This is a genomic window from Stenotrophomonas sp. Marseille-Q4652 (genome assembly GCF_916618915.1).
Classification (GTDB): Bacteria; Pseudomonadota; Gammaproteobacteria; order Xanthomonadales; family Xanthomonadaceae; genus Stenotrophomonas.
Genome location: NZ_CAKAKE010000001.1, coordinates 2928458 through 2954504 on the forward strand (window position 1 = coordinate 2928458; position 26047 = coordinate 2954504).

Annotated in this window: 30 protein-coding genes and 2 tRNA genes; 18 read left to right on the top strand and 14 right to left on the bottom strand. The window is 68.1% G+C overall.

Annotated features, from left to right (window positions below; all coding sequences use genetic code 11):
- Positions 1–2 precede the first annotated feature (2 nt).
- The 7 genes from LG380_RS13805 to LG380_RS13835 form a co-directional block, all read right to left on the bottom strand.
- On the bottom strand, positions 3–416 hold the full coding sequence (locus tag LG380_RS13805; protein WP_225765860.1) for a Na+/H+ antiporter subunit G: 414 nt from the start codon (positions 414–416) through the stop codon (positions 3–5).
- On the bottom strand, positions 413–697 hold the full coding sequence (locus tag LG380_RS13810) for a K+/H+ antiporter subunit F (protein ID WP_225765862.1): 285 nt from the start codon (positions 695–697) through the stop codon (positions 413–415). Before LG380_RS13810 ends, LG380_RS13805 begins: the two co-directional genes overlap by 4 nt.
- Complete coding sequence (locus tag LG380_RS13815; RefSeq protein ID WP_225765863.1) at positions 694–1200, bottom strand: Na+/H+ antiporter subunit E; 507 nt, start codon at positions 1198–1200, stop codon at positions 694–696. The genes LG380_RS13810 and LG380_RS13815 overlap by 4 nt, the downstream gene beginning before the upstream one ends.
- A complete protein-coding gene (locus LG380_RS13820) occupies positions 1197–2735 on the bottom strand; it encodes a monovalent cation/H+ antiporter subunit D (RefSeq protein ID WP_225765864.1) in 1539 nt (512 codons plus the stop codon). The genes LG380_RS13815 and LG380_RS13820 overlap by 4 nt, the downstream gene beginning before the upstream one ends.
- Positions 2732–3109 (bottom strand): Na+/H+ antiporter subunit C, encoded by a 378-nt coding sequence (locus LG380_RS13825; protein ID WP_225765865.1) that lies wholly within the window; start codon positions 3107–3109, stop codon positions 2732–2734. Before LG380_RS13825 ends, LG380_RS13820 begins: the two co-directional genes overlap by 4 nt.
- Positions 3109–5937 carry a monovalent cation/H+ antiporter subunit A gene (locus LG380_RS13830; RefSeq protein WP_225765866.1) on the bottom strand — a complete coding sequence of 943 codons (2829 nt, stop codon included), beginning with the start codon at positions 5935–5937 and terminating at the stop codon, positions 3109–3111. Before LG380_RS13830 ends, LG380_RS13825 begins: the two co-directional genes overlap by 1 nt.
- A gap of 101 nt (positions 5938–6038) precedes the next feature.
- Positions 6039–6941, bottom strand: coding sequence for a universal stress protein (locus LG380_RS13835; RefSeq protein WP_225765867.1), 903 nt, complete (start codon positions 6939–6941; stop codon positions 6039–6041).
- A gap of 127 nt (positions 6942–7068) precedes the next feature.
- Here LG380_RS13835 and LG380_RS13840 point away from each other — a divergent pair, with 127 nt between their 5' ends.
- Positions 7069–7986 carry an NAD-dependent epimerase/dehydratase family protein gene (locus LG380_RS13840; protein ID WP_225765868.1) on the top strand — a complete coding sequence of 306 codons (918 nt, stop codon included), beginning with the start codon at positions 7069–7071 and terminating at the stop codon, positions 7984–7986.
- Here the strand turns inward: LG380_RS13840 and LG380_RS13845 are convergent.
- The gene (locus LG380_RS13845; RefSeq protein WP_225765869.1) at positions 7980–8459 is read right to left on the bottom strand and encodes an Mpo1-like protein; all 480 of its coding nucleotides are present in this window, start codon (positions 8457–8459) and stop codon (positions 7980–7982) included. The genes LG380_RS13840 and LG380_RS13845 overlap by 7 nt on opposite strands.
- A gap of 60 nt (positions 8460–8519) precedes the next feature.
- Positions 8520–9446, bottom strand: a complete 927-nt coding sequence (locus LG380_RS13850) for a phosphoribosylaminoimidazolesuccinocarboxamide synthase (protein WP_225765870.1) — start codon at positions 9444–9446, stop codon at positions 8520–8522.
- Between the two features lie 144 nt (positions 9447–9590).
- Here LG380_RS13850 and LG380_RS15910 point away from each other — a divergent pair, with 144 nt between their 5' ends.
- The 10 genes from LG380_RS15910 to LG380_RS13900 all read left to right on the top strand — a co-directional run bounded on the left by LG380_RS15910 (position 9591) and on the right by LG380_RS13900 (position 17691).
- Positions 9591–9923 (top strand): DnaJ domain-containing protein, encoded by a 333-nt coding sequence (locus tag LG380_RS15910; protein WP_318780088.1) that lies wholly within the window; start codon positions 9591–9593, stop codon positions 9921–9923.
- 11 nt (positions 9924–9934) lie between these two features.
- A complete protein-coding gene (rpe, locus tag LG380_RS13860) occupies positions 9935–10609 on the top strand; it encodes a ribulose-phosphate 3-epimerase (RefSeq protein ID WP_225765871.1) in 675 nt (224 codons plus the stop codon).
- Between the two features lie 10 nt (positions 10610–10619).
- Positions 10620–11102, top strand: coding sequence for a GNAT family N-acetyltransferase (locus LG380_RS13865; protein ID WP_225765872.1), 483 nt, complete (start codon positions 10620–10622; stop codon positions 11100–11102).
- A gap of 186 nt (positions 11103–11288) precedes the next feature.
- Complete coding sequence (gene yegS / locus LG380_RS13870; RefSeq protein WP_225765873.1) at positions 11289–12215, top strand: lipid kinase YegS; 927 nt, start codon at positions 11289–11291, stop codon at positions 12213–12215.
- A gap of 159 nt (positions 12216–12374) precedes the next feature.
- A complete protein-coding gene (trpE, locus tag LG380_RS13875; protein ID WP_225765874.1) occupies positions 12375–13850 on the top strand; it encodes an anthranilate synthase component I in 1476 nt (491 codons plus the stop codon).
- Positions 13851–13948: 98 nt separating this feature from the next.
- Positions 13949–14530 carry an aminodeoxychorismate/anthranilate synthase component II gene (locus LG380_RS13880; RefSeq protein ID WP_225765875.1) on the top strand — a complete coding sequence of 194 codons (582 nt, stop codon included), beginning with the start codon at positions 13949–13951 and terminating at the stop codon, positions 14528–14530.
- Positions 14527–15063: a DUF1543 domain-containing protein gene (locus tag LG380_RS13885; RefSeq protein WP_225765876.1), complete on the top strand. Its 537-nt coding sequence runs from the start codon at positions 14527–14529 to the stop codon at positions 15061–15063. The genes LG380_RS13880 and LG380_RS13885 overlap by 4 nt, the downstream gene beginning before the upstream one ends.
- A gap of 20 nt (positions 15064–15083) precedes the next feature.
- A complete protein-coding gene (trpD, locus tag LG380_RS13890) occupies positions 15084–16121 on the top strand; it encodes an anthranilate phosphoribosyltransferase (protein WP_225765877.1) in 1038 nt (345 codons plus the stop codon).
- Between the two features lie 60 nt (positions 16122–16181).
- A complete protein-coding gene (gene trpC / locus LG380_RS13895; RefSeq protein ID WP_225765878.1) occupies positions 16182–16979 on the top strand; it encodes an indole-3-glycerol phosphate synthase TrpC in 798 nt (265 codons plus the stop codon).
- On the top strand, positions 16972–17691 hold the full coding sequence (locus LG380_RS13900) for a haloacid dehalogenase-like hydrolase (RefSeq protein WP_225765879.1): 720 nt from the start codon (positions 16972–16974) through the stop codon (positions 17689–17691). The genes trpC and LG380_RS13900 overlap by 8 nt, the downstream gene beginning before the upstream one ends.
- A gap of 109 nt (positions 17692–17800) precedes the next feature.
- Here LG380_RS13900 and crp read toward each other — a convergent pair whose 3' ends face one another.
- Positions 17801–18490, bottom strand: a complete 690-nt coding sequence (crp, locus tag LG380_RS13905; RefSeq protein ID WP_225765881.1) for a cAMP-activated global transcriptional regulator CRP — start codon at positions 18488–18490, stop codon at positions 17801–17803.
- Positions 18491–18625: 135 nt separating this feature from the next.
- Here crp and speD point away from each other — a divergent pair, with 135 nt between their 5' ends.
- Both speD and sugE read left to right on the top strand, forming a co-directional pair.
- Entirely contained in the window at positions 18626–19420 is a 795-nt protein-coding gene (gene speD / locus LG380_RS13910; RefSeq protein WP_057638124.1) for an adenosylmethionine decarboxylase, read from the top strand.
- Positions 19421–19572: 152 nt separating this feature from the next.
- The gene (gene sugE / locus LG380_RS13915; protein ID WP_225765883.1) at positions 19573–19887 is read left to right on the top strand and encodes a quaternary ammonium compound efflux SMR transporter SugE; all 315 of its coding nucleotides are present in this window, start codon (positions 19573–19575) and stop codon (positions 19885–19887) included.
- A 22-nt stretch (positions 19888–19909) separates the two neighbouring features.
- Here sugE and coq7 read toward each other — a convergent pair whose 3' ends face one another.
- On the bottom strand, positions 19910–20554 hold the full coding sequence (gene coq7 / locus LG380_RS13920) for a 2-polyprenyl-3-methyl-6-methoxy-1,4-benzoquinone monooxygenase (protein ID WP_225765885.1): 645 nt from the start codon (positions 20552–20554) through the stop codon (positions 19910–19912).
- A 191-nt stretch (positions 20555–20745) separates the two neighbouring features.
- On the opposite strand from coq7, the gene rplM reads away from it, so the two are divergent.
- Together rplM and rpsI are read left to right on the top strand one after the other, a co-directional pair.
- Positions 20746–21174, top strand: a complete 429-nt coding sequence (rplM, locus tag LG380_RS13925) for a 50S ribosomal protein L13 (protein ID WP_225765887.1) — start codon at positions 20746–20748, stop codon at positions 21172–21174.
- Positions 21175–21176: 2 nt separating this feature from the next.
- Positions 21177–21569 carry a 30S ribosomal protein S9 gene (gene rpsI, locus LG380_RS13930; protein ID WP_225765889.1) on the top strand — a complete coding sequence of 131 codons (393 nt, stop codon included), beginning with the start codon at positions 21177–21179 and terminating at the stop codon, positions 21567–21569.
- Positions 21570–21791: 222 nt separating this feature from the next.
- On the opposite strand, the gene LG380_RS13935 is transcribed toward rpsI, so the two are convergent.
- A tRNA-Gln gene (locus tag LG380_RS13935) sits at positions 21792–21866 on the bottom strand.
- A 31-nt stretch (positions 21867–21897) separates the two neighbouring features.
- Positions 21898–21974 (bottom strand) — tRNA-Met (locus tag LG380_RS13940).
- A 119-nt stretch (positions 21975–22093) separates the two neighbouring features.
- Between LG380_RS13940 and LG380_RS13945 the strand changes: the two genes are divergently transcribed.
- From LG380_RS13945 to bfr, 3 genes are all read left to right on the top strand, one after another.
- Complete coding sequence (locus LG380_RS13945) at positions 22094–22714, top strand: RNA pyrophosphohydrolase (protein WP_225765891.1); 621 nt, start codon at positions 22094–22096, stop codon at positions 22712–22714.
- 63 nt (positions 22715–22777) lie between these two features.
- Positions 22778–22981 (top strand): (2Fe-2S)-binding protein, encoded by a 204-nt coding sequence (locus LG380_RS13950; protein ID WP_225765893.1) that lies wholly within the window; start codon positions 22778–22780, stop codon positions 22979–22981.
- A gap of 113 nt (positions 22982–23094) precedes the next feature.
- Positions 23095–23565: a bacterioferritin gene (gene bfr / locus LG380_RS13955; protein WP_225765894.1), complete on the top strand. Its 471-nt coding sequence runs from the start codon at positions 23095–23097 to the stop codon at positions 23563–23565.
- A 93-nt stretch (positions 23566–23658) separates the two neighbouring features.
- Here bfr and LG380_RS13960 read toward each other — a convergent pair whose 3' ends face one another.
- Complete coding sequence (locus LG380_RS13960) at positions 23659–26046, bottom strand: hybrid sensor histidine kinase/response regulator (protein WP_225765896.1); 2388 nt, start codon at positions 26044–26046, stop codon at positions 23659–23661.
- Position 26047: the final 1 nt, after the last annotated feature.

Below are 26047 nucleotides of genomic sequence, written 5' to 3' on the forward strand. Positions count from 1 at the left end.
CCTCAGCGCACCGGATCCCCGCTGCCGTCTTCCGGGGTGCGGATTTCCCGGTCCTCGCGCTCGTCCGGCGGCGGCTGCACGGTGGCGCCGTCGCCGTCTTCCTGCGGCAGCTTTGGCCGGCTTTCCATCATCAGCGACAACGCCGCCTTGGCCATCAGGTGGGCACTGATCGGCGCGGTGATGAACAGGAACACGGTGATCAGCAGCTCGCGCGGCTGCGGATCCTCGCCCAGGCCGATGTGGTAGCCCACCGAGCCCAGCAGCACGCAGCCCACGCCCAGGGTGCTGGCCTTGGTCGGCGCATGCAGGCGCTTGAAGAACTCCGACAGCCGCACCAGGCCGATGGCGCCGACCAGGATGAAGAAGCAGCCCACCAGCAGCAACACGGCGAGGGCAATCTGGAAGGCGGCGATCATTCGACGATGTCCCGGCGCAGCACGTACTTGCTCAGCACCACGGTGCTGACGAAGCCGAGCATGGCGATGATCAGCGCCGCCTCGAAGTAGATCGGCGAATCCAGGTGCATGCCGAACAGCATCAGCTGCGCGATGGCGGTGACCGAGAGCGTGTCCAGCGCGAGGATGCGGTCGGGCACGGTCGGCCCGCGCAGCAGCCGCCATATCGCCAGCAGCATGGCCACGCCGACCATGTGCATGCACACGACGATGCTGGTTTCGATGAGCATGTTTCCGGTCACGGGAAGATCTCCATCAGCGGTGCCTCGTAGCGCGTCTTGATCTCGTCGACCAGCGCGGCTTCATCGGCCAGGTTGAGCACGTGCACCAGCAGGTAGCGACGGTCGTCCGACAGTGCGGCCGACACCGTGCCCGGGGTGAGGGTGATCAGGCTGGTCAGCGCGGCGATGCCGTGGATGTTGCCGATGTCCAGCGGCACCCAGATGAAGCCGGGATGCAGGCGCTTCTCCGGCCCCAGCACCTGGATGGCCACGCGCACGTTGGACACCAGGATGTCCCACAGCACGGTGGCAATCAGCTTCGGCAGCGGCCGCAACGAGCCGATACGGGCGAACTCGCGGTCCAGCCGTGCGGCGAACAGCGGCACCACCAGGCCCAGCAGCAGGCCGAGCAGGGCCTGGCCGAGGTTGAAGCTGTCGGTCATCAACAGCCAGAACACGATGATGGTGAGCGTCAGCGGCAGCGAAGGAATCACGCGGCGCAGGAAATTGCGGTTCTGGCTCATGGCTGGCGGATCTCCGGCGGCGTGGCGCGCAGGCCGTCGACGTATTGACCCGGCTGCAGCAGCTGCGCGGCGGTGGCGGTGGTGTGCTGCATGAGTGGGCCGGCGAACACCGTCATCAGCACGCCCCAGGCCAGCAGCATCGCGACCGCGGCCACCTCGGCCGGGCGCGTCGGCGCACGGCGCGGCGGCGGCAGCACTTCCTCCTCGGCCCCGGGCACGCGCCAGAACAGGCGGATGCCGGCGCGGGTCACGCCCATGATCACTATGAAGCCGCTGCCGAGTACCGCCGCCCACACCACGCCGGTGGAGGCGTCGGGCACCGCGGCCAGCAGCGCGGCCTTGGCGAGGAAGCCCGACAGCGGCGGCAGCGCGGTGATGGACACCGCGGCAACGAGGAACAGCACGCCCGGCACGGTCTTGCCGGGCATCGGCGCGATCACTTTCTTGCGGTCGGACGCGCCGCCCCGGCGGCGGCGGATGAGGTCGGCGATCAGGAACAGCGCCGCGGCCACGAAGGTGCTGTGCGGCAGGTAGTACAGGCCGGCGGAAACCACGCCTTCATTGCCCAGCGCGAAGGCCACGAACAGCGTCGCCGCCGAGACCACCACCAGGTAGGAGATCAGCACCCGCAGGCGGGTGGCGGCAAGCACGCCGAAGCCGCCCAGCACCAGGGTGGCGATGCCGGCCCACAGCAGCCAGTCGCGGCCGTAGCCGGCCAGCGCGCCGGCATCGTCGCCGAACCACAGCATCTGCACCCGCAGCAGCGCGTACAGGCCGACCTTGGTCATGATCGCGAACAGCGCGGCCACCGCCGCCGGCGCGCGTGCGTAGGCCTCGGGCAGCCACAGGTACAGCGGCAGCAGCGCGGCCTTGGAGCAGAACACCAGCATCAGCAGGCCCAGGGTGGCCTTGACCAGCGCCTGGTGCGAGTCGGGCACCTCGGCGATGCGCTGCGCCAGCTCGGCCATGTTGAGCGAACCCAGGCTGGCGTAGAGCAGGCCGAGCGCGACCAGGAACAGGGTCGAGGCGGTGACGTTGAACACCACGTAATGCAGGCCGATGCGCATGCGCAGGCCACGGCCGCCGGACAGCAGCAGGCCGTAGGAGGCGATCAGCATCACCTCGAAGAACACGAACAGGTTGAAGATGTCGCCGGTCAGGAACGCGCCGTTGAGGCCGACCAGCTGGAACTGGTAGAGCGCATGGAAGTGCGGGGCGCGGCGGTCCCAGCCCGAGCAGGCGTGCAGCAGGCACGGCCCGGCCAGCAGCACCGTGGTCACCAGCATCCACACCGACAGGCGGTCGGCGACCAGCGCGATGCCCAGCCGCGAGGGCCAGTCGCCGAGCAGGTAGGCCAGCGTGGCGCCGTCGCGGGTTTCCGCGAACAGCTGGGCCACGGCGCAAGCCAGCAGCACCAGTGCGGAGAACGAGACCGTGCGCTGCACCCGCGGCCCGTAGCGGCGGTGCTCGACGAACAGCGACAGGGCGGCGCCGACCAGTGGGATCAGGATCGGCAGGATCACCAGGTGGTTCATGCGCGGTCCTCGTCACTGCCCTGGCCCGGCACCGGGTCGGGATCGTGCGCATCGACATGGTCGCTGTGGTTGTCGCTGCGGCTGCGCATGGCCAGCACGATCGACACGGCGGTCATCGCGAAGGCGATCACGATCGCGGTCAGCACCAGCGCCTGCGGCAGCGGATCGGCGTAGTTGGCCAGCTCGGCCTCCACGCCCTCGCGCAGCACCGGCGCCTTGCCGTGCACCAGCCGGCCGCCGGCGAAGATCAGCAGGTTGGTGGCATAGGACAGGAAGGTCATGCCGAGGATCACATCGAAGCTGCGCGCACGCAGCAGCAGGTACACGCCAATGGCGGTGAGCACGCCGATCGCGCTTGCCAGGGCCAGTTCCATCAGTGCATCTCCCCTGTCCTGGTCGAGCGGCGGTTGGGATCGATCTCGCCGTGGCGGGCGTTGCGGGTTCGCGAGGGCTTGATCGTGCCCATCATCGACAGGATCAGCATCACGCCGCCGAACACCACCAGGTACACGCCGGTGTCAAAGCCCATCGCACTGGCCAGCGGCACCTCGCCGACCAGCGGCAGGTGCAGGTCCAGGTGGCCGGAGGTCAGGAACGGCACCCCGAACAGCATCGACGCCGCGCCGCTGAGGATGGCCACCAGCAGGCCGATGCCGATGCAGCGGATGTAGTCGAAGCCAAAGCGCGACTCCACCGACGCGGTGCCCTGGATCACGTACTGGATCAGCAGCGGCACCGCCAGCACCAGCCCGGCGATGAAGCCTCCTCCGGGCGCGTTGTGGCCGCGCAGGAACATGAAGAGCGAAACCGTCACGGTCAGCGGGAACATCATCTGCGCCAGGTCGGCCGGCACCGGCAGCTTGATTGGCGGGCCGGGCATGATCTGTTCCGGCGCCATCCGCGAGCGGCGCAGCAGCGCATGCACCACCAGCGCGGCGATGCCGAACACGGTGATCTCGCCGAAGGTATCGAAGCCGCGGAAGTCCACCAGGATCACGTTGACCACGTTGCGGCCGTAGGCCTCGGGCAGCGAGCGCAGCAGCAGGTCGCCGGAAATCGTGTTCGACGGCAGGGTCATCGCGGTGTAGGCCAGCGCGGCCAGGCCGGCGCCGGCGGCAATGGCGATCACCGCGTCACGGCGCTTGCGCCATTGCGAACGCTCCGGCGGCGACTGCGCCGGCAGGTAGTTCATGCCCAGCAGCATCAGCGCCAGCGTCACCAGTTCCACCAGCAGCTGGGTCAGGGCCAGGTCGGGCGCGGACAGGAACACGAAGGTCATGCTGACCATGAGGCCGACGCCGCCCATCACCAGCACCGCCAGCAGGCGCTGCTGGTACAGGAACAGCCCGGCCAGCGCGCAGGCCATCATCACCAGCCACAGGCCCCAGCCCAGCAGCGGGATCGGCTGCGGTGCCGGCCAGTCCGGCAGGTGGCTGCCGGCCAGGAACGGCGCCGAGCCGACCACCACCGCGCTCAGCACCAGGGCCAGCAGCATGCGCTGCAGGCTGCCGTTGGCGAGGCGCTGGGTGAGGCGTACGGACAGCCCGAACAGCGAGTCCAGCTGCCAGCGGAACACGCGCCGGCCCAGCGACTGGCTGGTCGGCGAATGCAGGCCAGTCAGCCGGCGCAGGCCGAAGTACAGCAGCACGCCGCCGACCACGCCGGCCAGGCTCATCGCCAGCGGCAGGTTCCAGCCGTGCCACACGGCCAGGCTGTACTGCGGCATCGACTCACCCAGGATCGAGCCGGCGGCCACCGACAGCAGCGGGGCGATGGTCAGCGCCGGGGCGATGCCCACCGCCACGCACAGCACCACCAGCACCTCGACGGGGATCTTCATCCAGCGCGGCGGCTCGTGCGGGGTGGTGTCCAGCTGCCGCGGGCCGGTGCCGAAGAAGGTCTCGTAGACGAAGCGCAGGCTGTAGGCGACGCCGAAGATGCCGGCCAGCAGCGCCGCGGCGGCCATGGCCATGCGCATCAGGCCCGGGTCACCGGCCTCCAGCGCCTCGGCAAAGAACATCTCCTTGGACAGGAAGCCGTTGAGCAGCGGGATGCCGGCCATCGCCAGCGAGGCGATGATCGCCAGTGCGCTGGTGAAGGGCATCAGCCGCCGCAGGTTGCCGAGCCGGCGCATGTCGCGGGTGCCGGTCTCGTGGTCGATGATGCCGGCGGCCATGAACAGCGAAGCCTTGAACGTGGCGTGGTTGAGGATGTGGAACACGCCGGCCACCACCGCCATCGGCGTGGACAGGCCGAACAGCATGGTGATCAGGCCGAGGTGCGAGATCGTGGAATAGGCCAGCAGGCCCTTGAGGTCGTGCTGGAAGATCGCGTGCCACGCGCCGACCAGCAGGGTGATCGCGCCGATGCCGCTGACCACGTAGAAGAACAGCTCGCTGCCGGCCAGCGCCGGATGCAGGCGCGCCAGCAGGAACACGCCGGCCTTCACCATGGTGGCCGAGTGCAGGTAGGCCGACACCGGGGTGGGCGCGGCCATCGCGTGCGGCAGCCAGAAATGGAACGGGAACTGCGCGCTCTTGGTGAAGATGCCGGCCAGTACCAGCAGCAGCGCCCACGGATACAGCGCGTGGGCGCGGATGACATCGCCGGCGGCGAGCACCACGTCCAGGTCGTAGCTGCCGACGATGCGGCCGATCAGCAGCACGCCGCCGAGCAGGGCCAGGCCGCCGCCACCGGTGATGATCAGCGCCATGCGTGCACCTTCGCGCGCGTCCTGGCGGTGTGACCAGAAGCCGATCAGCAGGAACGAGCTGATGCTGGTCAGTTCCCAGAACACCATCAGCAGCAGCAGGTTGCCGGCAAGCACCATGCCCAGCATCGCGCCCATGAACAGCAGCAGGTAGCAGAAGAAGCGCCGCGCGCTGTCACGCTCGCTCAGGTAGTAGTGCGCATACAGCACCACCAGCCCGCCGATCCCCAGCACCATGGTGGCGAACATCCAGGCCAGCCCGTCCACGCGCATCGAGAACGCCAGGTCCAGCTGTGGCACCCAGGCGTGGCTGCTGCGGATCACCTGCCCGCCGAACACGTCGCTGGCCATCAGGCCGAGCAGGATCAGGCCGAGCAGCGGCGCCGCACCGGCGATCCAGGCGATGGTGGAGCGTGGCAGGCGCAGGGGCAGGGCGATGGCCGCGGCCATCAGGAATGGCAACGCCAGCAGGATTTCAGGTTGCGGGGTCATGCAGGGAATACGTGATTCGCGAGCAAGGTCGTGCAGTCTAACAGGCTGGATCTGCACGTAATGTCGACGATATGCGCATTGCCAGGCGCATCGGCGTCAGCTCAGGCCGGACGTTGCTGCACCAGCAGCGTGTCGGTCTCCCCCGTCTCCAGGACGCGGTTGGCCACGCTGCCAAGGAGGATTTCACTCAATGCTCCGCGCCCCTGCGAGCCGACCACCACCAGGTCGACGGGGTGGTCGCGGGCGTGGTCACGCACCAGTCGCGCCGGGTCGCCGGGTTGCACCACCAGCGGGGCGGCTTCGGCCTGCGCCGGGTCGAGCCCGCAGTCCCTCAACCAGGCGCGCGCCTGGCTGCGCGCCTTGTCACAGGCAGCGTCCAGGGCGGCGTCGCGCCCGGCCGACAGCAGGCCCGCCTTCGGCACGTGCACTCCGTGCACCAGCGACAGCAGCGGGGCCGGACCGAACAGGCGCTGCGCGGCCTGCAGCGCATGCCGCGCGGCGTCGGAGAAGTCACTGGCCACGGCGATGCCGCGATAGGGCGCACGTGCGCGACCGTGCACCACGAGCAACGGGATGCCGGCATTGCGTGCCAGCCAGGCCACGCTGGAACCGAGCACCTGCGGCTCGAACAGGGTGTCCCGTGCCAGGCCGGTCACGATCAGGCCGCAGCCTTCCTCGCGCGCGACCTCCAGCAGCGTGCGGCCGACCTGTCCGCGTTCGACGCGCACGGTCAGCGGCGGCGGATCCTGCAGCTCGCCCAGGTCGCGCAGCAGGCGGCGTTCGGCCAGCTGGCGGGCGGAAGGGCGCTGGTTTTCGGACGTACCCAGCACGCCGTCCACCAGCGATTGCCCGGGATCGTTCTCCACCACCGTGGCCACCACCAGTCGCGCCTGCCATTGCCTTGCCAGCAGCAGGGCGCGATCCAGTGCACGGTCGCAGCGGGCGCTGAGGTCGGTGGCCAGAAGGACCGCATGCGGAGGCGAAGCAAGGGTGTCGGGGTTCATGGGATGCGCAGAGCGGGTGATGGCCCGAGTCTAGCCAAGCCGACGCGGAGGCACGACCGCAACCAACATCGCAGCGGGCGGCAGACGCCTGCGGCACCTGCAGGGTCGATCCCCGTATCCTTGCGCGATGACGCTTGATGACCTCGCTCCTCCCCGTCCTGGCGTGCCGCCGCGCGCACTGCTGTTTGGCGGCAGTGGCCAGATCGGCGAGCGCGTGCTGCACAACCTGCTGCGTGCCGGTTGGCAGGTGGTGGCGACCTCGCGGCGACCACGAGCGGTCGTCGCCGGCGTTGAATGGCGCGTGGCCGACCTGCTGCAGCCGTGGGCCGCGCCGGAAGCTTTCGATGCAATCGTCAGTTGCGGCCCGCTGGATCATTTTGCCACCTGGTACCAGGCCAGCGCGGTGCAGGCGCCGCGGGTGGTCGCATTCGGTTCGACCAGCGGCCAGGTCAAGCAGGATTCGGGCGATGCCGCCGAGCGCGACCTGTCGCGCCGCCTGCGCGAGGCCGAGGCGACGGTGTTGCAGGCGGCGGCTGCACGAAATGCGGCGGCTACGGTGCTGCGTCCGACCCTGGTGTACGGCGCCGGCCGCGATCGCACCCTGACCGAAATGGCCTCGCTGGCCCGGCGCGCCGGCGTGTTCGTGCTGCCGCGCAGCGCGTGTGGCCTGCGCCAGCCGGTGCACGTGCAGGACCTGGCCGATGCCGCGCTGGCGGTGCTGGCCGCGCCGGCCACCGCCGGGCGCAGCTATGACCTGGGGGGCGGCGAGATCCTGGATTACACCGCGATGGTGCGTCGGGTGCTGGCGGCGCTGGTGCCCCGGCCGCGGCTGCTGCGCGTGCCGCACGCGGCGTTCGTCCTTGCCCTTGCGCTGGCTCACAGGGCCGGGCGGTTGCGCGGCATGGGTAGCGGGGCGCTGCAGCGGATGGCCGAGGACCTGGTGTTCGACCTGGAGCCGGCCCGGCGTGATTTCGGCTATGCGCCGCGTGCGTTCGTGATCACGCCGGCGATGGTGTCAGCGCCGGCGACGACGTCGGCTCAGTAGCGCCAGCCGAGCTGGCGGTAGCCCTTGGCCATGACCCACAGCGGGCCGATGAGCAGGTAGACCAGGTCGGTGAGGAAGCTCGGGCGGCGGCCTTCGATCCTGTGGCCGATGAACTGCGCGATCCACGCCACCACGAACAGGCCGAGCGCCAGCCAGGCCAGGTTGCGCAGGCCGATTTCCGCCTCCAGCAGCCGGCACAGGCAGCCGCTGACGAAGAAGAACGCCAGCATGCCCAGGCCGAGCCGGCGCGAGAGGCGGTTGTAGTACGACCACGCGCCGAACATCGCCAGGGCGGCCCAGATCCCGTTCTGGAACCAGGTGATCAGCGGCGGCAGGCACCACAGCAGGGCGATCACCGACCACAGGATCACCGGTACCGCGACCACGTGGATGGCCTGGTTGGTGTCGTTGCGGTGGTCGTCCGAATAGCTGGCGAAGTAGCGGTCGAGTGGCCGCGCGCTGCCCATGTCCATGATTCCCTCCCAGGAAACACCCCCGCCCGCAACTGCAGCCAGGTCACGCACGGAGCCGGATCAGTCGATCACGATGCCGGCCAGCTTCTGCAGCGCCTCGGTGTACTTGGCGCGGGTGCGCTCGATCACCTCGGCCGGCAGCGTCGGGCCCGGCGCGGTCTTGCCCCAGTCCAGTGTCTCCAGGTAATCGCGCACGAACTGCTTGTCGTAGCTCGGCGGGCTGGTGCCGACCTGGTACTGGTCGGCCGGCCAGTAGCGCGAGGAATCCGGGGTCAGCATCTCGTCCATGATGTACAGCCGGCCATCGGCGTCGGTGCCGAACTCGAACTTGGTGTCGGCCAGCAGGATGCCGCGCTCGGCCGCGTAGTCGGCGGCGAACTTGTAGATGCGCAGCGTCGCATCGCGCACCTTCTCTGCCAGGTCGGCGCCCACCGCCTTGACCATCGCGTCGAAGTCGATGTTCTCGTCGTGGTCGCCGACGGCGGCCTTGGTCGACGGGGTGAAGATCGGTTCGGGCAGCTTCTGCGCCTGCTGCAGGCCGTCGGGCAGGGCAATGCCGCTGACCTTGCCGGTGCGCTGGTAGTCCTTCCAGCCGCTGCCGATCAGGTAGCCGCGGGCGATCGCCTCCACCGGCACCGGCTTGAGCTTCTTGGTCACCACCGCGCGCTTTTCGTACAGCGCCGCGTCCACGCCCTCGGGCAGCACGTCGGCGACCTTGATGCCGGTCAGGTGGTTGGGCATCAGGTGGGCGGTCTTTTCAAACCAGAAGTTGGAGACCTGGCACAGCATCTCGCCCTTGCCCGGGATCGGGTCCGGCAGGACCACGTCGAACGCGGACAGGCGGTCGGTGGCGACCATCAACAGGTATTCCCCGGGCGGCGCATCGGCGGGCAGGCGCTCGCGCGGGATATCGAACACATCACGCACCTTGCCGCGATGGCGCAAGGGCAGGCCTGGAAGATCGGATTGCAACAGCGTGGTCGGCACGGGCACTCCTGGAACTTGGCGTTGATGGCCGTCGATCAGGGACCCGGGGGGCCCGCAGCTGGACGGCGGGCGGCCTAGTGTAAAGCGGTCCGGGCCGGCTGTGACGTAAAATGTGCGCCTTTGTTGCCCAGGCTGCCAACGACCATGCGCTGGTACGGAAAACTGCTCGGACTGATCGCCGGGGCCCTGCTGTTCCGGCCCAATCCCCTGTTCGGCGCCCTGGTGGGCCTGCTGCTGGGCCATGCCTTCGACGCCAACTGGTTCGGGATCGGCCACAGCGCGCCGTACCGGGTGCTGGGGGTGGACCCGGCCGCCAGCCAGGCCGAGATCGATAGCGCCTACCGCCGGCTGATTTCGCAGTACCACCCCGACAAGGTCGCCGGCGCCGCCCCCGAGCTGCGCGAGGCCGCCGACCGCAAGGCGCGCGAGATCAACGCCGCCTACGACCGCATCCAGAAACTGCGCCGCAAGCGCTGAAGGCCACCGCCATGTCCAACTGCATCATCGCCCCCTCCATCCTGTCGGCCAACTTCGCCAAGCTGGGCGAAGAGGTGGACAACGTCCTGGCCGCCGGCGCCGACTGGGTGCACTTCGACGTGATGGACAACCACTACGTGCCCAACCTGACCATCGGCCCGATGGTGTGCGAGGCACTGCGCAAGCACGGCGTCACCGCGCCGATCGACGTGCACCTGATGGTCGAGCCGGTGGACCGGATCATCCCGGACTTCGCCACGGCCGGCGCCAGCATCATCAGCTTCCATCCCGAGGCCAGCCGCCACGTCCACCGCACCGTCCAGCTGATCAAGTCGCTCGGATGCCAGGCCGGCCTGGTGCTGAACCCGGCCACCCCGATCGAGGTGCTGGACTGGGTGCTCGATGAACTGGACCTGGTGCTGCTGATGTCGGTCAACCCGGGCTTCGGCGGCCAGGCCTTCATCCCGTCCACGCTGGACAAGCTGCGTGCGGTGCGCGCGTTGATCGACAAGCGCGGCAAGCCGGTGCGGCTGGAAGTCGACGGCGGCGTGAAGGCCGACAACATCGGCGAGATCGCCGCCGCCGGTGCCGACGCCTTCGTCGCCGGCTCGGCCATCTTTAACGCCCCGGACTACGCGCAGGTGATCGCGGCGATGCGCGCCAACGTCGCTTCCGCGCGCGGCTGAGGAAGCGCCGATGGCTGCACTGGACATCCGCCCGGCCACCGTCGATGACGCCGCACTGATCCTGCGCTTCATCCGCGAGCTGGCGATCTACGAGAAGGCCGAATCCTCGGTGCAGACCGACGAGGCCGGGATCCGCGACAGCCTGTTCGGCGCCGGTGCCAACGCACGCGCACTGGTCTGCGAACGGGACGGCACGCCCATCGGTTACGCGGTCTACTTCTACAACTACTCCACCTGGCTGGGCCGTAAGGGCATCTACTTGGAAGACCTGTACATCAGCCCGGAGCACCGCGGCCATGGCGCCGGCAAGGCGCTGCTGCAGCACATCGCCCGTCTGGCGGTGGAGCAGGGCTGTGGTCGCTTCGAATGGTCGGTGCTGGACTGGAACACGCCGGCGATCGAGTTCTACACCGCCGCTGGCGCCCGTCCGCAGGACGAGTGGACCGTGTACCGGCTCGAGGGCGAGGCCCTGCGCCGTTTCGCCCAGCGCTAACTACGCGCAGTGGGGGCGCGGCTTCCCTGCCGCGCCCCGGAAGAAGTCGGAGGCTGATCCTGCCTCCATCCGTCGTCCCTGTAATGGCCTCCCATGGTCCACGGGGTTGATGACCGCGCGATGACATTCACCGGATCCCCGCAGGCGCATTGCTAGCCTGCGCCGTCCTTCAAGACGGAGTGGTGCATGGCGCTGGAGCAGGTATGGCTGGTCCTCAATGGCAAGGCTGCCGGTGACGAGGCAATGCGCGAAGCGGTGGGAACCCTGCGTGGGCAGGGCCACCCGCTGCAGGTGCGCGTGACCTGGGAGCACGGTGACGCCAGTCGTTACGTGGACGAAGCCATTGCCCATGGCGCCCAAGCGGTGGTCGCCGCGGGCGGTGACGGCACCGTCAGCGAGGTGGCCGCCGCCCTCGCCCAGCGCGATGGACCCGCCGACCGCTTGCCGGCGCTGGCGGTGCTGCCGCTGGGCACGGCCAATGACCTGGCCACCGCGGCAGAGTTGCCGCGGGCCCCGCTGGACGCACTGCGCGCGCTGGACCAGTACCCCGCGGTGCCCGTGGACCTGCTGCGGGTGGAGGCCAACGGCCAGGCACGGTGGTGCGTGAACCTGGCCAGTGGCGGCTTCGGCACCGAGGTCACCGTGGAGACCGCCGAAGGGCTCAAGAGCATGCTCGGCGGCCTGGCCTACGTGATCACCGGCATCGCCAAACTGGGTCGCATCGATACCGTGCAGGCCCGCTTCGAGGGTCCCGGCTTCAGCTGGAATGGCAGCTTCATCGCGCTGGGCATCGGCAACGGCCGCCAGGCGGGCGGCGGCCAGGTGCTGTGCCCGGACGCGCGGCTGGATGACGGCCTGCTTGACCTGACCATCGTTCCCGAGCTGTCCGGCGAGGTGAAGGCCACGCTGGGTGCGCTGGTCGGCGGCGGCAAGGAGGCGGCGCTGGAACGCATCGCGGTGCGTGCGCAGATGCGCTCGCTGCACATCGAGGGTGACGACCCGTTGACCCTGAACCTGGACGGCGAACCGCTGCAGTCCCGGCGCTTCGACATCAGCTGCGTGCCCGGTCGCATCCGCATGCACCTGCCCGCCGGCTGCCCGCTGCTGGCCTGAGTACCGCAGGGTTTCGCCGCGCCGGAAGCTGCGGTACATTCCTTCGGGTGTCCCTCCTGACGACCCCGCATACCCTTTCTTCCGCTCGCCGCTGGTGGCGATGGTGGCCTGTTGCCGTCGTCCGTACCGCCACCGCCGTTTCCCGGAAGGAAAGTCGTCTTGATCACGCAAGCGCAGTTCAACCAGCAGGCCGCTGAAGGCCACACCCGCATCCCTGTCGTCCGTGAAGTGCTGTCCGACCTGGACACGCCGCTCTCGGTCTATCTCAAGCTCGCCGACCAGCCGCACACCTACCTGTTCGAATCGGTGGAAGGTGGCGAACGCTTTGGCCGCTACTCGATCATCGGCCTGCCCGCGCGCCGGGTGTACAGCTTCCGCGGCAACACGCTGAGCGTCAGCGAGCGTGGCCAGCTGGTCGAAACCCGGCAGGTCGCCGATCCGTTCGCCGAAGTGGAGGCGCTGCGCAGCGCGCATTCGGTACCGAAGCTGGACGGCCTGCCCGGTTTCACCGGTGGCCTGGTCGGCTGGTTCGGTTTCGAGTGCATCGGCTACATCGAGCCACGACTGGCGCCGCCACGCGGCCGCGACGAACTCGGCACCCCGGACATCCTGCTGATGCTCTCCGAAGAGCTGGCGGTGTTCGACAACCTCAAGGGCCGGCTGTACCTGGTCGTGCATGCCGACCCGCGCGAAGACGGCGCCTGGGAGAACGCGCAGGCGCGGCTGGATGCACTGGTTTCGCAGCTGCGTGCACCGGGCGCCGGCTATCCCGCGCCGATCACCTCGGACGTGCTGGACGAGGACGACTTCGTCTCCGGATTCACCCGCGAGGGCTTCATCGCCGCGGTGGAGAAGTCCAAGGAATACATCCGCGCCGGCGACATCTTCCAGGTGGTGCTGAGCCAGCGCCTGAGCGTGCCGTTCAAGGCGCGACCGGTGGATGTCTACCGCGCGCTGCGTGCGCTCAACCCCTCGCCGTACATGTACTTCCTCGACGTGGGCGACGTGCAGGTGGTCGGCTCCTCGCCGGAGATCCTGGTGCGCCTGCAGGACGGCGAGGTCACCGTGCGCCCGATCGCCGGTACCCGCCCGCGTGGCGCCACGCCCGAACAGGACGTGGCGCTGGAAGCCGAGCTGCTGGCCGATCCCAAGGAACGCGCCGAGCACCTGATGCTGATCGACCTTGGCCGCAACGACGCCGGGCGCGTGTCGCGCGCCGGTACCGTGGAAGTGGGTGAGCAGTTCGTGATCGAGCGTTACAGCCACGTCATGCATATCGTCAGCGAGGTCACCGGCCAGCTGCAGGACGGGCTGAGCTACGCCGACGTGCTGCGCGCGACCTTCCCGGCCGGCACCGTATCCGGCGCGCCGAAGATCCGTGCGCTGGAAGTGATCCGTGAGCTGGAGCCGATCAAGCGCAACGTCTACGCCGGCTCCATCGGCTACATCGGCTGGCACGGCGATGCCGACACCGCCATCGCCATCCGCACCGCGGTGATCAAGGACGAGCGCCTGTACGTGCAGGCCGGCGCTGGCATCGTCTACGACTCGGACCCGGCAAAGGAATGGGACGAGACGATGAACAAGGGCCGCGCGCTGTTCCGTGCGGTGGCCCAGGCGGCCAAGGGGCTGTGATCCGATCGGATGCGGCGGCATTTGCCGGCGCGCCACTTACTTTCCTGGGCCGCGCTGCGGGCGCGTCACCACTCTGCTGACAGGCAACGGTACCAACCATGCTGTGGATGATCGACAACTACGACAGCTTCACCTACAACCTCGTGCAGTACCTGCAGACGCTGGGCGCCGAGGTCAAGGTGGTGCGCAATGACGCGATGAGCGTGGACGAGATTGCCGCGCAGCGGCCCGCGGGCATCGTCATTTCGCCCGGTCCGTGCACGCCGAACGAGGCCGGTGTTTCGCTGGAACTGATCGAGCGGCTGGGCCCGACCACGCCGATCCTCGGCGTGTGCCTGGGCCATCAGGGCATCGGCCAGGTCTATGGCGGCAAGGTGATCCGCGCCGGCAACATCATGCACGGCAAGACCTCGCCGATCCGCCATGAAGGCAAGGGCGTGTTCGCCGGCCTGCCGGACCGCTACCAGGCCACGCGCTACCACTCGCTGGTGGTGGACAAGGACAGCCTGCCGGAGGACCTGGAAATCACCGCCTGGACCGAGAACGAGGACGGTTCGATGGAGGAGATCATGGGCCTGCGCCACCGCCGGTTCCCGGTGGAGGGCGTGCAGTTCCATCCCGAGTCCATCCTCACCGAGCACGGCCACGCCCTGCTGAAGAACTTCCTGGAGCGCACGTGAGCGCGACTGCGTCCGCAACTGGCGCCGAGGACAGCCTGAAGCTGTTCGTGGTGATGCTGGGCGGGCGCGCCGCACGCGCCAATACCGAAGTGCACGACGTGGTGTTCGCGGTGGCTCCGTCGCTGCAGAAGGCCTACCCGCAGCTGCGCCAGCAGTGGTTCGGCGAGAAGGCCGGGCTGCACATCGATTCGTGGATGGAAGTCGATGGCGTGGACGAATGGCAGGTCAGGCTGGGCGAACAGCCGCCACCTGCCGATGCGTCGCACCTGTACTTCGTCAACCTCGGTGGTTACGCGCCCGGGGAGTTCGGCGAAGCCCATCGTTATCTGCTGGTCGTCGCCGGTGATCCGGCACAGGCCAAGCGCCTTGCCCTGCAGCAGGCCGACCGGCAGTGGCTCAAGCCGCATCGCGATGCGCTGTTCGAGGTCGACACCTGCCTGCCGCTGGGGCCGGTCGGCGGCCTGCACGTGCAGCTGCAGCGCGGCCCGCACGCGGGCATCCGCAGCCACAGCGACTACATCGTCATTTCCTGATTTCCCGGAGTTCCCCGCTCATGTCCATTACCCCCCACGAAGCGCTGCAACGCACGATCGAGCACCGCGAGATCTTCTTCGACGAAATGGTCGACCTGATGCGCCAGGTGATGCGCGGCGAGGTGTCGCCGGTGATGACCTCGGCCATCCTCACCGGCCTGCGCGTGAAGAAGGAGACCGTCGGCGAGATCGCCGGCGCCGCTGCGGTGATGCGCGAGTTCGCGCTGCCGGTGCAGGTGCCGGACAAGACCCATCTGGTCGACATCGTCGGCACCGGTGGCGATGGCTCGCACACCTTCAACATCTCCACCTGCGCGATGTTCGTGGCCGCTGCCGCCGGTGCGCGCGTGGCCAAGCACGGCAACCGTAGCGTGTCGTCCAAGTCCGGCAGCGCCGATGCGGTCGAAGCGCTGGGCGCGGTGATCGAACTGCAACCCAGCCAGGTGGCCGAGGCGATCGACCAGACCGGCATCGGCTTCATGTTCGCGCCCATCCACCACCCGGCGATGAAGGTGGTCGCGCCGATCCGCCGCGAGATGGGCGTGCGCACCATCTTCAACATCCTCGGTCCGCTGACCAATCCGGTTGGCGCCACTGCGGTGCTGATGGGCGTGTTCCATCCCGACCTGGTCGGCATCCAGGCGCGCGTGCTGCGCGAGCTGGGCGCCGAGCGGGCGCTGGTGGTGTGGGGCCGCGACAACATGGACGAGATCTCGCTTGGCGCCGGCACCCTGGTCGGCGAACTGCGTGATGGCCAGGTGCGCGAGTACGAGATCCACCCGGAGGACTTCGGCATTGCCATGTCGGCCAGCCGCAACCTCAAGGTGTCCAGCCCGGAGGAGTCGATCGCGATGCTGCGCGCCGTGCTCGACAACCAGCCCGGCCCGGCCACGGACATCGTCGCGCTCAACGCCGGTGCCGCCCTGTACGTGGCCGGCGTGGCCGACAGCATCGCCGATGGCCTGGCCCGCGCCCGCGCGGTGATCGCCGATGGCAGTGCCCGTGCGCGACTGCAGCAGTACGTGGACGCCACCCGCCGCATCGCCGGCCTCGGCTGAGACCTCCACGCCGGTTCCCGGCCTGGCCGATAATGGCCGACCTTCAGGAAGCAAGTGACGATGAGCGACATCCTCAACACCATCCTTGCGCGCAAAGCCCAGGAAGTGGCCGAACGCAGCGCCCGCATGCCGCTGGCCGAGCTTGCCGCCCGCGTGGCCGACGCCTCGCCGGTACGCGGCTTTGCCCGCGCCCTTGAGGCCAGCATCGCCGCCGGCGATCCGGCGGTGATTGCCGAGGTCAAGAAGGCCAGTCCGTCCAAGGGCGTGATCCGTCCTGACTTCAACCCGGCCGACATCGCCGTCAGCTACGAGTTCGGCGGCGCCAGCTGCCTGTCGGTGCTGACCGATGTGGACTTCTTCCGGGGGGCCGACGCCTACCTGCAGCAGGCGCGTGAGGCCTGCACGCTGCCGGTGCTGCGCAAGGACTTCGTCATCGATCCCTACCAGGTGTACGAAGCGCGCGTGCTCGGCGCCGACTGCATCCTGCTGATCGTCTCGGCGCTGGAGGACCGCCAGCTGGCCGAGCTGTCCGACCTGGCGATGAAACTCGGCATGGACGTGCTGGTGGAAGTGCACGACATCGACGAACTCGAGCGTGCCATCCAGGTGCCGGTGCCGCTGGTCGGCATCAACAACCGCAACCTGCGGACCTTCGAGGTCTCGCTGCAGACCACATTGGACATGCGCCTGGCGGTGCCGCGTGACCGCCTGCTGGTCACCGAGAGCGGCATCCTCGCCCCGGCCGACGTGCAACTGATGCGCCAGGCCGGGGTCAACGCCTTCCTCGTCGGCGAGGCCTTCATGCGCGCCGAGGAACCGGGCGAGTCGCTGCGTCAGCTATTCTTTTCCCATGACTGAGCCCTATCCCAAGCCGCGCGACGACGCGCCCCTGGTGGTCTTCGACTTCGACTACACCCTGTACGACGGTGATTCCGGCAGCCATCTTTTCGCCTCGCTGATCAAGGGCAATCCGCTGCGCATGCTCGCCGCGCTGCTGGCCACGCCGATCCTCGGCCCGCTGGTGGCGATGCTGCCGACGCGGCGCACCGGCATTTCCGGCTACGTGTGGATCGCCACTTTCGGCATGCACCGGGTGCGCGAGTTCAACATCGTCATCGATCGCTACGTGCTGCGCCATGAGGCGGAGCTGCGCGCCAGGCTGCTGCCGCAGGCGCTGGAAGTGTTCGCCGCCCACCGCGCGCAGGGTGACCGCGTGGTGGTGGCCACCGGCGCGCCGCCGGAGCTGGCCCGCGCCATCCTTGCCTTCGTCGCCCACCAGGACGTGCCGGTGATCGGCAGCGAGGTCGGCCCGCGCCTTGGCGCGGTGGCGGCCACCCGCCACTGCCACAACGAGGAAAAGATGCGCATGCTGCGCGAGCGCGGCTATGGCGACATCGACATCGCCTATTCGGACAGCACCGCCGACCTGCCGCTGCTGCTGGCCGCCAGGGCGCCGGTGGTGGTCAACCCGAAGCGCGCCAAGGTGGACTTCTTCCGCCGCGTGCTGCCGGGCGGCACCCGCATCCTCAACTGGGGCTGCGTCGACCGCGGCGGCGAAAGGGCCGCCTGAGTCGCGGCGGAGCAGTGCCCCGGCCGGAGGGCAGGGCACTGCCAGGTAAAACAAAAAACGCCCGGCAATGCCGGGCGCTTTCATATCTGCGGATATCGCGTTGTCGGGCTCAGCGGGTGCCGTACAGCACCACGGTCTTGCCGCGTGCATGCAGCAGGCCATCGGCCTGCAGCTTCTTGAGCACGCGCCCGGCCATCTCGCGCGAGCAGCCGACCAGGCGCGCCAGTTCCTGTCGCGACACGCGCAGCTGCGTGCCCTGCGGATGGCTCATCGACTCCGGCTCCTTGGCCAGGTCGTGCAGGGTACGCACGATGCGGTCGGTGACATCCAGGAACGCCAGGCGGCTGGCCTTGCGGCTGGTGTGCAGCAGGCGCCGCGAGATCTGCGTGCCAATTGCATACAGGATGCGCGGCGCATCGGCCGACAGCGGGCCGGCGAACAGCTGGTGCAGGCGCTCGTAGCTGATCTCGGCCAGCTCGCAGGGCGTACGCGTGCGCAGGATCACCTCGCGCTTGTCCGACTCGATGAACAGGCCCATCTCGCCGACGAACTCGCCACTGCCGAAGTAACCCAGCACCAGTTCACGTTCGTCCACTTCCTCGGCAATGATGCTGACCGAACCGCTGATCACGTAATACAGCGTGCCGGCCGGATCACCCGGGCGGAAAACGTCGGTGCGGGTGGGATAACGGCGCCGGTGACTGTGGGCCAGAAAGCGGTCGATGGTTGCGATGTCCAGCGTGAGCGGACTCGTTGCGAGGCGCACGGAAGACACGGTGTGGGCATTCCCTGGAGTCATGGCGGCTTCACTGCTGGGTTGAAGAAGCTTAACGAGGCCGCCCCCCACGGGCAAACATGTGCCCCGGCGCACGTTTCGCGGGGGGGCGCTTTGCCCCATAATCCCACCTTTCCACTATTCACAGGAACCACCGCCGTGGTCAAGCCGTTGCCTCGCCTGAGGTTGCAGGGTTTCAACAACCTCACCAAGGCGCTGAGCTTCAACATCTATGACGTCTGCTATGCACGCACGGAAGAAGAGCGTCAGCGCTACATCGAGTACATCGACGAGGAATACAACGCCGATCGACTCACGCAGATCCTCACCGATGTGGCCGAGATCATCGGCGCCAACATCCTGAACATCGCCCGCCAGGACTACGACCCGCAAGGTGCGTCGGTGACCATCCTCATTTCCGAGGAACCGGTGATCGACAAGAAGGCCGCCGGCAAGGAGCTGATTTCCGACGCCGTGGTTGCGCACATGGACAAGTCGCACATCACCGTGCACACCTATCCGGAAACGCATCCGCAGGAAGGCATTGCGACCTTCCGTGCCGATATCGACGTGGCCACCTGTGGCGTGATCTCGCCGCTGAAGGCGCTGAACTACCTGATCGAGAGCTTTGACTCGGACATCGTGGTGATGGACTACCGCGTGCGCGGCTTTACCCGCGACGTGAAGGGCAAGAAGCACTTCATCGACCACAAGATCAACTCGATCCAGAACTTCCTGGCCAAGAACATCAAGTCCCGCTACGAGATGTTCGACGTCAACGTCTACCAGGAAAACATCTTCCACACCAAGATGCACCTGAAGGACTTCGACCTGGACCAGTACCTGTTCGAGGAAAAGGCCAAGAACATCTCGTTCAAGGAACGCATGAAGATCGAGGCGCTGCTCAAGCGCGAGATCGAGGAGCTGTTCCACGGTCGCAACCTGAGCGAGTGACGGGCGCGGGCGATCCGGCCGGTGCCGGATCAGCCCTCCCTGGGAGACATGGGCGGGACGACCCGCCACCCGGGGCAATCCGGGGATCAAGACCGACGGCGGTCCGGTGTGCATACACCGGGCCGCTTTCTTTTTTGCAGAGGAGAAAACCGATGCCGTGGATCTATTTGTTGCTGGCCGGGCTGTTCGAAATCGGCTTCGCGCTGGGCCTGAAGTACAGCGAAGGCTTCACCCGGCTGTGGCCCAGCGTGGCCACCGTGATTGCCGCCGGCATCAGCCTGTGGCTGCTGACCCAGGCGCTGCGCACCGTCCCGGTCGGCACCGGGTACGCGATCTGGACCGGCATCGGCGCGCTGGGCGTGGCGGTGCTGGGCATCTTCCTGTTCGGCGACAGCGCGTCGCCGGCACGGCTGGCGTGCATCGCGCTGATCGTCAGCGGCGTGGTCGGGCTGAAGCTGGTGTCCTGACCCGAAAAGATGCGTTGGCCGGTCAGATCCGGTAGGCGATGGACTTCATCAGCTTCGAGGCCAGTGCCATCACCGTCGGGATCGGCGGCGGCAGGATCCGCGCGCCGGCATGTTCGGCATGGTCGGCGTGGCGGGCCTCGTCGATCTTCATCACCCGCAGGATCTCGCGGCTGCGCAGGTCCGGCGGCGGCAGCGTTTCCAGGTGTTCGTCCAGGTGCGCCTCGACCTGGCGCTCGGTTTCCACCACGAACCCCAGGTTCCAGCCATCACCACGCAGCCCGGCCAGGGTGCCGATGGTGTAGCTGCCGGCGTACCAGAGGGGGTTGAACAGGCTGGGCCGGCTGTCCAGCTCGCGCAGGCGCTCGGCGCACCACGCCAGGTGGTCGGTCTCCTCCTGGGCAGCCTCGAGCAGGTGTTCGCGGGTGGCCGGGTCGCGGGCCACGGCTGCCTGGCCGAAGTACAGGCCCTGCGCGCAGACCTCGCCGACATGGTTGATCCGCATCAGCCCGGCGGCATGGCGCCGTTCCTGCTCGTCCAGGGCAACGTCCGGGGTGGCTGCAGCCGGATAGGGCCGGGCCGCCGGCGGATTGCCGAAGACGGTGTCCAGGGCCCGCTGGGCCTCGGTCAGGAAGTGGTCGAGCGGGGTGGTCTGGCGGAGCGCGCTCATGGCTGGGGGTGCCGGAGTAGGGGGTCCCTGATTCTCGCCGCGCCCGGCGACCCTGCCAACCCGGGCAGTGCCGACTTGCAAGCAGGGCGCCGGATGCCTACAATCTCGCCTCTTGTGTTTCACCTTCACAACGCGTGGCAGAGTTCCGGCAGTTCCATCGCCGCAATGAGCCCGACCTACCTGAGTTCTTTATGAGCACTTTCACTGCAAAGTCCGAGACCGTCCAGCGCGACTGGTACCTCGTTGACGCTTCTGGCAAGACGCTTGGCCGTCTGGCCTCCGAGCTGGCCCGCCGCCTGCGTGGCAAGCACAAGCCGGTCTACACCCCGCACGTCGATACCGGCGACTACCTGGTTGTCATCAACGCAGACAAGATTGTCGTCACCGGCAAGAAGCTGCAGGACAAGATGTACCACCGTTTCACGGGCTACATCGGCAACCTGAAGACCGAATCCCTGGCCCAGGCGCTTGAGCGCCACCCGGAGCGCGTGATCGAGATCGCGGTCAAGGGCATGCTGCCGAAGGGTCCGCTGGGTCGCCAGATGTACCGCAAGCTCAAGGTCTACGCCGGCACCGAGCATCCGCACGCCGCCCAGCAGCCGCAAGTTCTGGATATCTAATCATGGCTATCACGCAAAACTACGGCACTGGCCGCCGCAAGTCCTCCACCGCCCGCGTGTTCCTGCGCAAGGGCACCGGCAACATCACCGTCAACGACCGTCCGCTGGACGAGTTCTTCGGCCGTGAGACCGCGCGCATGATCGTGCGCCAGCCGCTGGAGCTGACCAACCATACCGAAACCTTCGACATCAAGGTCACCGCCGCTGGCGGCGGCACCACCGGTCAGGCCGGTGCGATCCGCCTGGGCATCGCCCGTGCGCTGGTCGAGTACGACGAGTCGCTGAAGACCGAGCTGCGCAAGGCTGGCTTCATGACCCGCGACGCCCGTGAGGTCGAGCGTAAGAAGGTCGGTCTGCACAAGGCCCGCCGCGCCACCCAGTTCTCCAAGCGTTAATCGACTGGAGGCTGGCCCACTCCGGTGGGCTGGCTGGCGAATCAAAGAACCCGGCTACGGCCGGGTTTTTTGTGCCTGCTCACCGGACGGGGCTGTCCCGCACAGGGTTGGGCGGTGCCCGGGTCAATGCCTGTCGGTCGGGCCCGGCCGTCTGGTCTTCCGCATTGGTGGCCGGCGATGACGCAAAAAAAGACCAGATCGTGAGATCTGGTCTTTCGTGTTTGGCAGCCCCGGAAGGATTCGAACCTCCGAATGTCTGAGTCAGAGTCAGATGCCTTACCGCTTGGCGACGGGGCTGTAGGCGGGCAATTATGCCCTAGTTTCCCTGTGGTGGCTATGGGTGGACTCGAACCACCGACCCCAGCATTATGAGTGCTGTGCTCTAACCGGCTGAGCTACATAGCCTAGGGAGCCGGTAATTCTGGGGATGCCGGGCGTAGTTGTCAACACTTTTGCATGAAGCTTGTCGCCCAGCGGCAGGCATGGCAGAGTCCCTGACAGTAGATTTTTCAGGAGTCCGCATCGTGATCGATCCGGACGGCTATCGACCCAACGTCGGCATCGTGTTGATGCGGCAGGACGGGCAGGTGTTCTGGGCACGTCGTGTGCGCCGGGACGGCTGGCAGTTCCCGCAAGGTGGCATGAACACCGACGAGACCCCGGTCGAGGCCATGTATCGCGAACTGCAGGAAGAGACCGGCCTGTTGCCTGAGCACGTGGAAGTGCTGGGGGCAACGCCCGGCTGGCTGCGTTACCGCCTGCCGGCCCGCGCAATCCGCCGCAACGAGCGGCAACTGTGCATCGGCCAGAAGCAGGTCTGGTTCCTGTTGCGGCTCACCGGTGACGAATCCCACGTCAGCCTGGACCACTCCGACAGCCCGGAATTCGACCACTGGCGCTGGGTGGACTTCTGGTACCCGGTCGAGCATGTGGTCACCTTCAAGCGCGGTGTGTATGCCCGGGCGCTGCGGCACTTGGCCCCGCTGGCGCGCGGGGTGGCCGGGCCGGGGGTGCAGGCCATGCCCAAGTCGGCCCAGGAGGCCTGGCTGCCGGGCAGCAGCGCCGGCCACGACCGCCCGCGCAAGCGCAGCCGGCGCAACGGGCCGGGCCGCGGCGGATCAACAACGATTAACGTTGGAAATTGACAACCATTCGCATTTGCGATGCAATACGCGTCGGCCAGTTCCGGCCCGCCAGGTTGATCGCACGTGTACGTCTGCATCTGCAATGGGGTTACCGACCACCAGATCCGCGAAGCGGCCGAGAGCGGCTGCCAGAGCGTGACTGAACTCACCATGCGCACCGGCTGCGGTGCCAACTGCGGCTCCTGTCTGGACATGGCAGCTGACCTGCTCGAAAAAGCCCGGCTGACCCGCAGCCTGGCCCTGCCGGTATTGGCGCAGGCCGCCTGACCGTCCGCCGCGCCGGCCCGCGGCTGGCGATCCGGCAATGAACACGATTCGCGTTACTTCATGGGGAGGCACAAGGCGCTAGAGTGCGCCGGTCCCCATCGAGGTTGTTGCGCATGAAAGGCGACGCGAAGGTCATCGAGTTTCTAAACAAGGCGCTCTACAACGAGCTGACCTCCATCAACCAGTACTTCCTGCACGCCAAGATGCTGAAGAACTGGGGGCTGATGGAGCTGTCCCAGCACGAGTACAAGGAATCGATCGACGAGATGAAGCACGCCGACGTGCTCTCCGATCGCATCCTGTTCCTCGAGGGGCTGCCGAACTTCCAGGCGCTGGGCAAGCTGCGCATCGGCGAGAACCCGACCGAGATCCTCAAGTGTGACTTGGCGCTGGAGCGCGAGGGCGTGGTGGTGCTGCGCGACGCCGTGGCCTATTGCGACTCGGTGGGCGACTACGTCAGCCGGCAGTTGTTCGTGAGCATCCTCGAGTCCGAGGAAGAGCACATCGACTGGCTGGAAACCCAGCTGGACCTGATCGACCGCATCGGCGAGCCGAACTACCTGCTGACCAAGCTGGAAGACTGATCGGCTTGCTGGAAGCCCCGTCGGTGCCTGCCGACCGGGCCGGGTAGTGCATGGCGCAGCGCAGGCCGTTTTGCCGGCGCTGCGGCTGCATCCTCAGCCGTCGACGCCGGCCTCGTTGCGGATGGCGTTCTGGTAGCCGCTGAGCGCCAGGCGCGCCCGGGCGAACTCGGCAATCACCAGGGCGACCGCCACGGCCGGGCGTTCAAGGGTGCCGGCACGTGCGCCCAGTTCCACGCGCCGCGCCGTGGCCGACAGCGCCATCGCGCCGACGTTGGCCGCCGCTGACTTCAGGCTGTGGGCCAGTTCGCGCAGCTGGCCCATGTCCTCGTGCAGCGAGGCTTCCTGCAACTGGCGGATCACCCCGGGGGTGTCGTCGAGGAATACGCCGACGATGCGGGCGGTCTCGGCGCCGATCACTTCCTGCAGCTCGTCCAGCACGCTGGTATCCAGCACCGGCAGCCCGCTGCTGCCCTGGTTGGCCATGGCGGCGGTCTCTGCACCGTCGCTGTCGCCCTTGCCCCGCGCTGTTGCTTGGACAGGATCGGGCGGGGGCGACATGGATGGCGGGGCGGTCGCCTTGGCCGAGGCCGAGACCTGGCTCCAGTGCAGCAGCCGCGCTTCCAGCTGGTCGCGCGAGACCGGCTTGGACAGGTAGTCGTCCATGCCGGCGTCAAGGCAGCGCTGGCGGTCATCGGCCATGGCATTGGCGGTCATCGCGATCACCGGAGTGCGCGCCAGGCCCCGGGCCGCTTCGCGTTCGCGCAACCGACCGGTGGCGGCATAGCCGTCGAGCACCGGCATCTGGCAATCCATCAGCACTAGCGAGTAGCGTTCGGCTTCGAGCTGCTGCAGGGCGATCTCGCCGTTGCCGGCGGTATCGACCTCGCAGCCGAGCATGCCCAGCAGCTTCTGCGCAACCAGGAGGTTGACCGGATTGTCCTCGACCAGCAGCACGCGCACCCCGGCCAGTGGCGCGGTGCCCGCCTCCTCCGGCGCCGGGGTGGCGGCAGGCTCGGGAACGGGATGGTCGAAGAACAGGTCGTGGGTGGTGGGTTCGGGATGGGCCACCGGCGGCGGCGCGACCAGGTGCCGCAGTTCGGCCTCGCCGGCCTGGCGCGGCAGCAGGCTGCCGTGGCTGCGCAGTTCTTCCGGCACCGGGTCGTCGCCGTACAGCCACACTGCACGCACACCCTGGTAGGCGGGCGTGCGGGCCAGCGCACGATGCAATGCGTGCACGCTCTGGCGCAGCGGCTCGAGGTCGGCGATCACCACCTCGAACGGCGGCGGCGCACCCGGCGAGGTGCCCGAACGCAGTCGCTCGAGCGCCTCCTGCACCGTGTCCACTGCGTGCAGCGATACCCCCCAGTTGGCCAGCAGCAGGTCCAGGCGCTGGGTCAGGCGCCGCTCCGGACTCACCAGCAGCGCGCGGCTGCCGAGCTGGCCGTTGGCGGGCAGCCGCAGGTCGCCGATGACCTTGAGCAGCGGGATCTCGAACCAGAACGTTGAGCCCTTGCCCACATTGGATTCCACGCCGATGCGCCCGCCCATCAGGTCGATGATGCGCTTGCAGATCGCCAGGCCCAGGCCGGTGCCGCCGTACAGGCGGGTGGTCGAGGCGTCGGCCTGGGTGAAGGAGTTGAACAGGCGTGCCTGCTGGGCCTCGTCGATGCCGATGCCGGTATCGCGCACCTCGAACCGCAGCTGGTGCTGGGTACTGCTTTCGCCCAGGCGGCGCACGACCAGCTGGATCTCGCCGCGCTCGGTGAACTTGATCGCGTTGACCAGCAGGTTGCCCAGCACCTGGCGCAGCCGCACCGGGTCGCCCCGCACCGACAGGCGCACGGCCGGATCCAGCTGCAGCGACATGCGCAGGCCCTTGTGCTCGGCCGAGCGCTGCATCAGCAGCTGCACGCCGTCAAGCAGTTCGCGCAGGTTGAAGGTGGTGATCTCCAGCTCCAGGCGGTTGGCCTCCAGCTTGGAGTAGTCGAGGATGTCGTCGACGATGCGCAGCAGCTGGCGCGAGCTGTCGCTGGCGGTGTGCAGCATCTCGCGCTGTTCGACGGTGAGCTGACCGCGGGCAATCATCTCCAGCATCGGGATGATGCCGTTGAGCGGGGTACGGATCTCGTGGCTCATCGTGGCCAGGAACTCGCCCTTGGCCATCACCGCGGCCTCGGCGGCCTGCTTGGCCTGCAGCAGTTGCTGCTCCAGCCGGCCGTGGCGCAGCAGCTCGCGCTGCATCTCGTTGCGCTCGGCCGTCATGGCCTCGATGCGTTCGGTGGCGGCGCAGTGCGCCTCCTCCAGTTGCCCGGCCGTGCGCCGGGCATGAAGCCCGGCCAGGGTCATGGCCACCGCCGTCACCGCGGCGATCCCGGCCCAGGGGCCGGCCAGTCCGCGCCAGGCCAGCACCGCGGCCAGGGCGGTCAGCCCGGCCAGTGCCAGTGCCACTCCCGATGCCAGCGCCGCCCCCCGGAGGCGCATG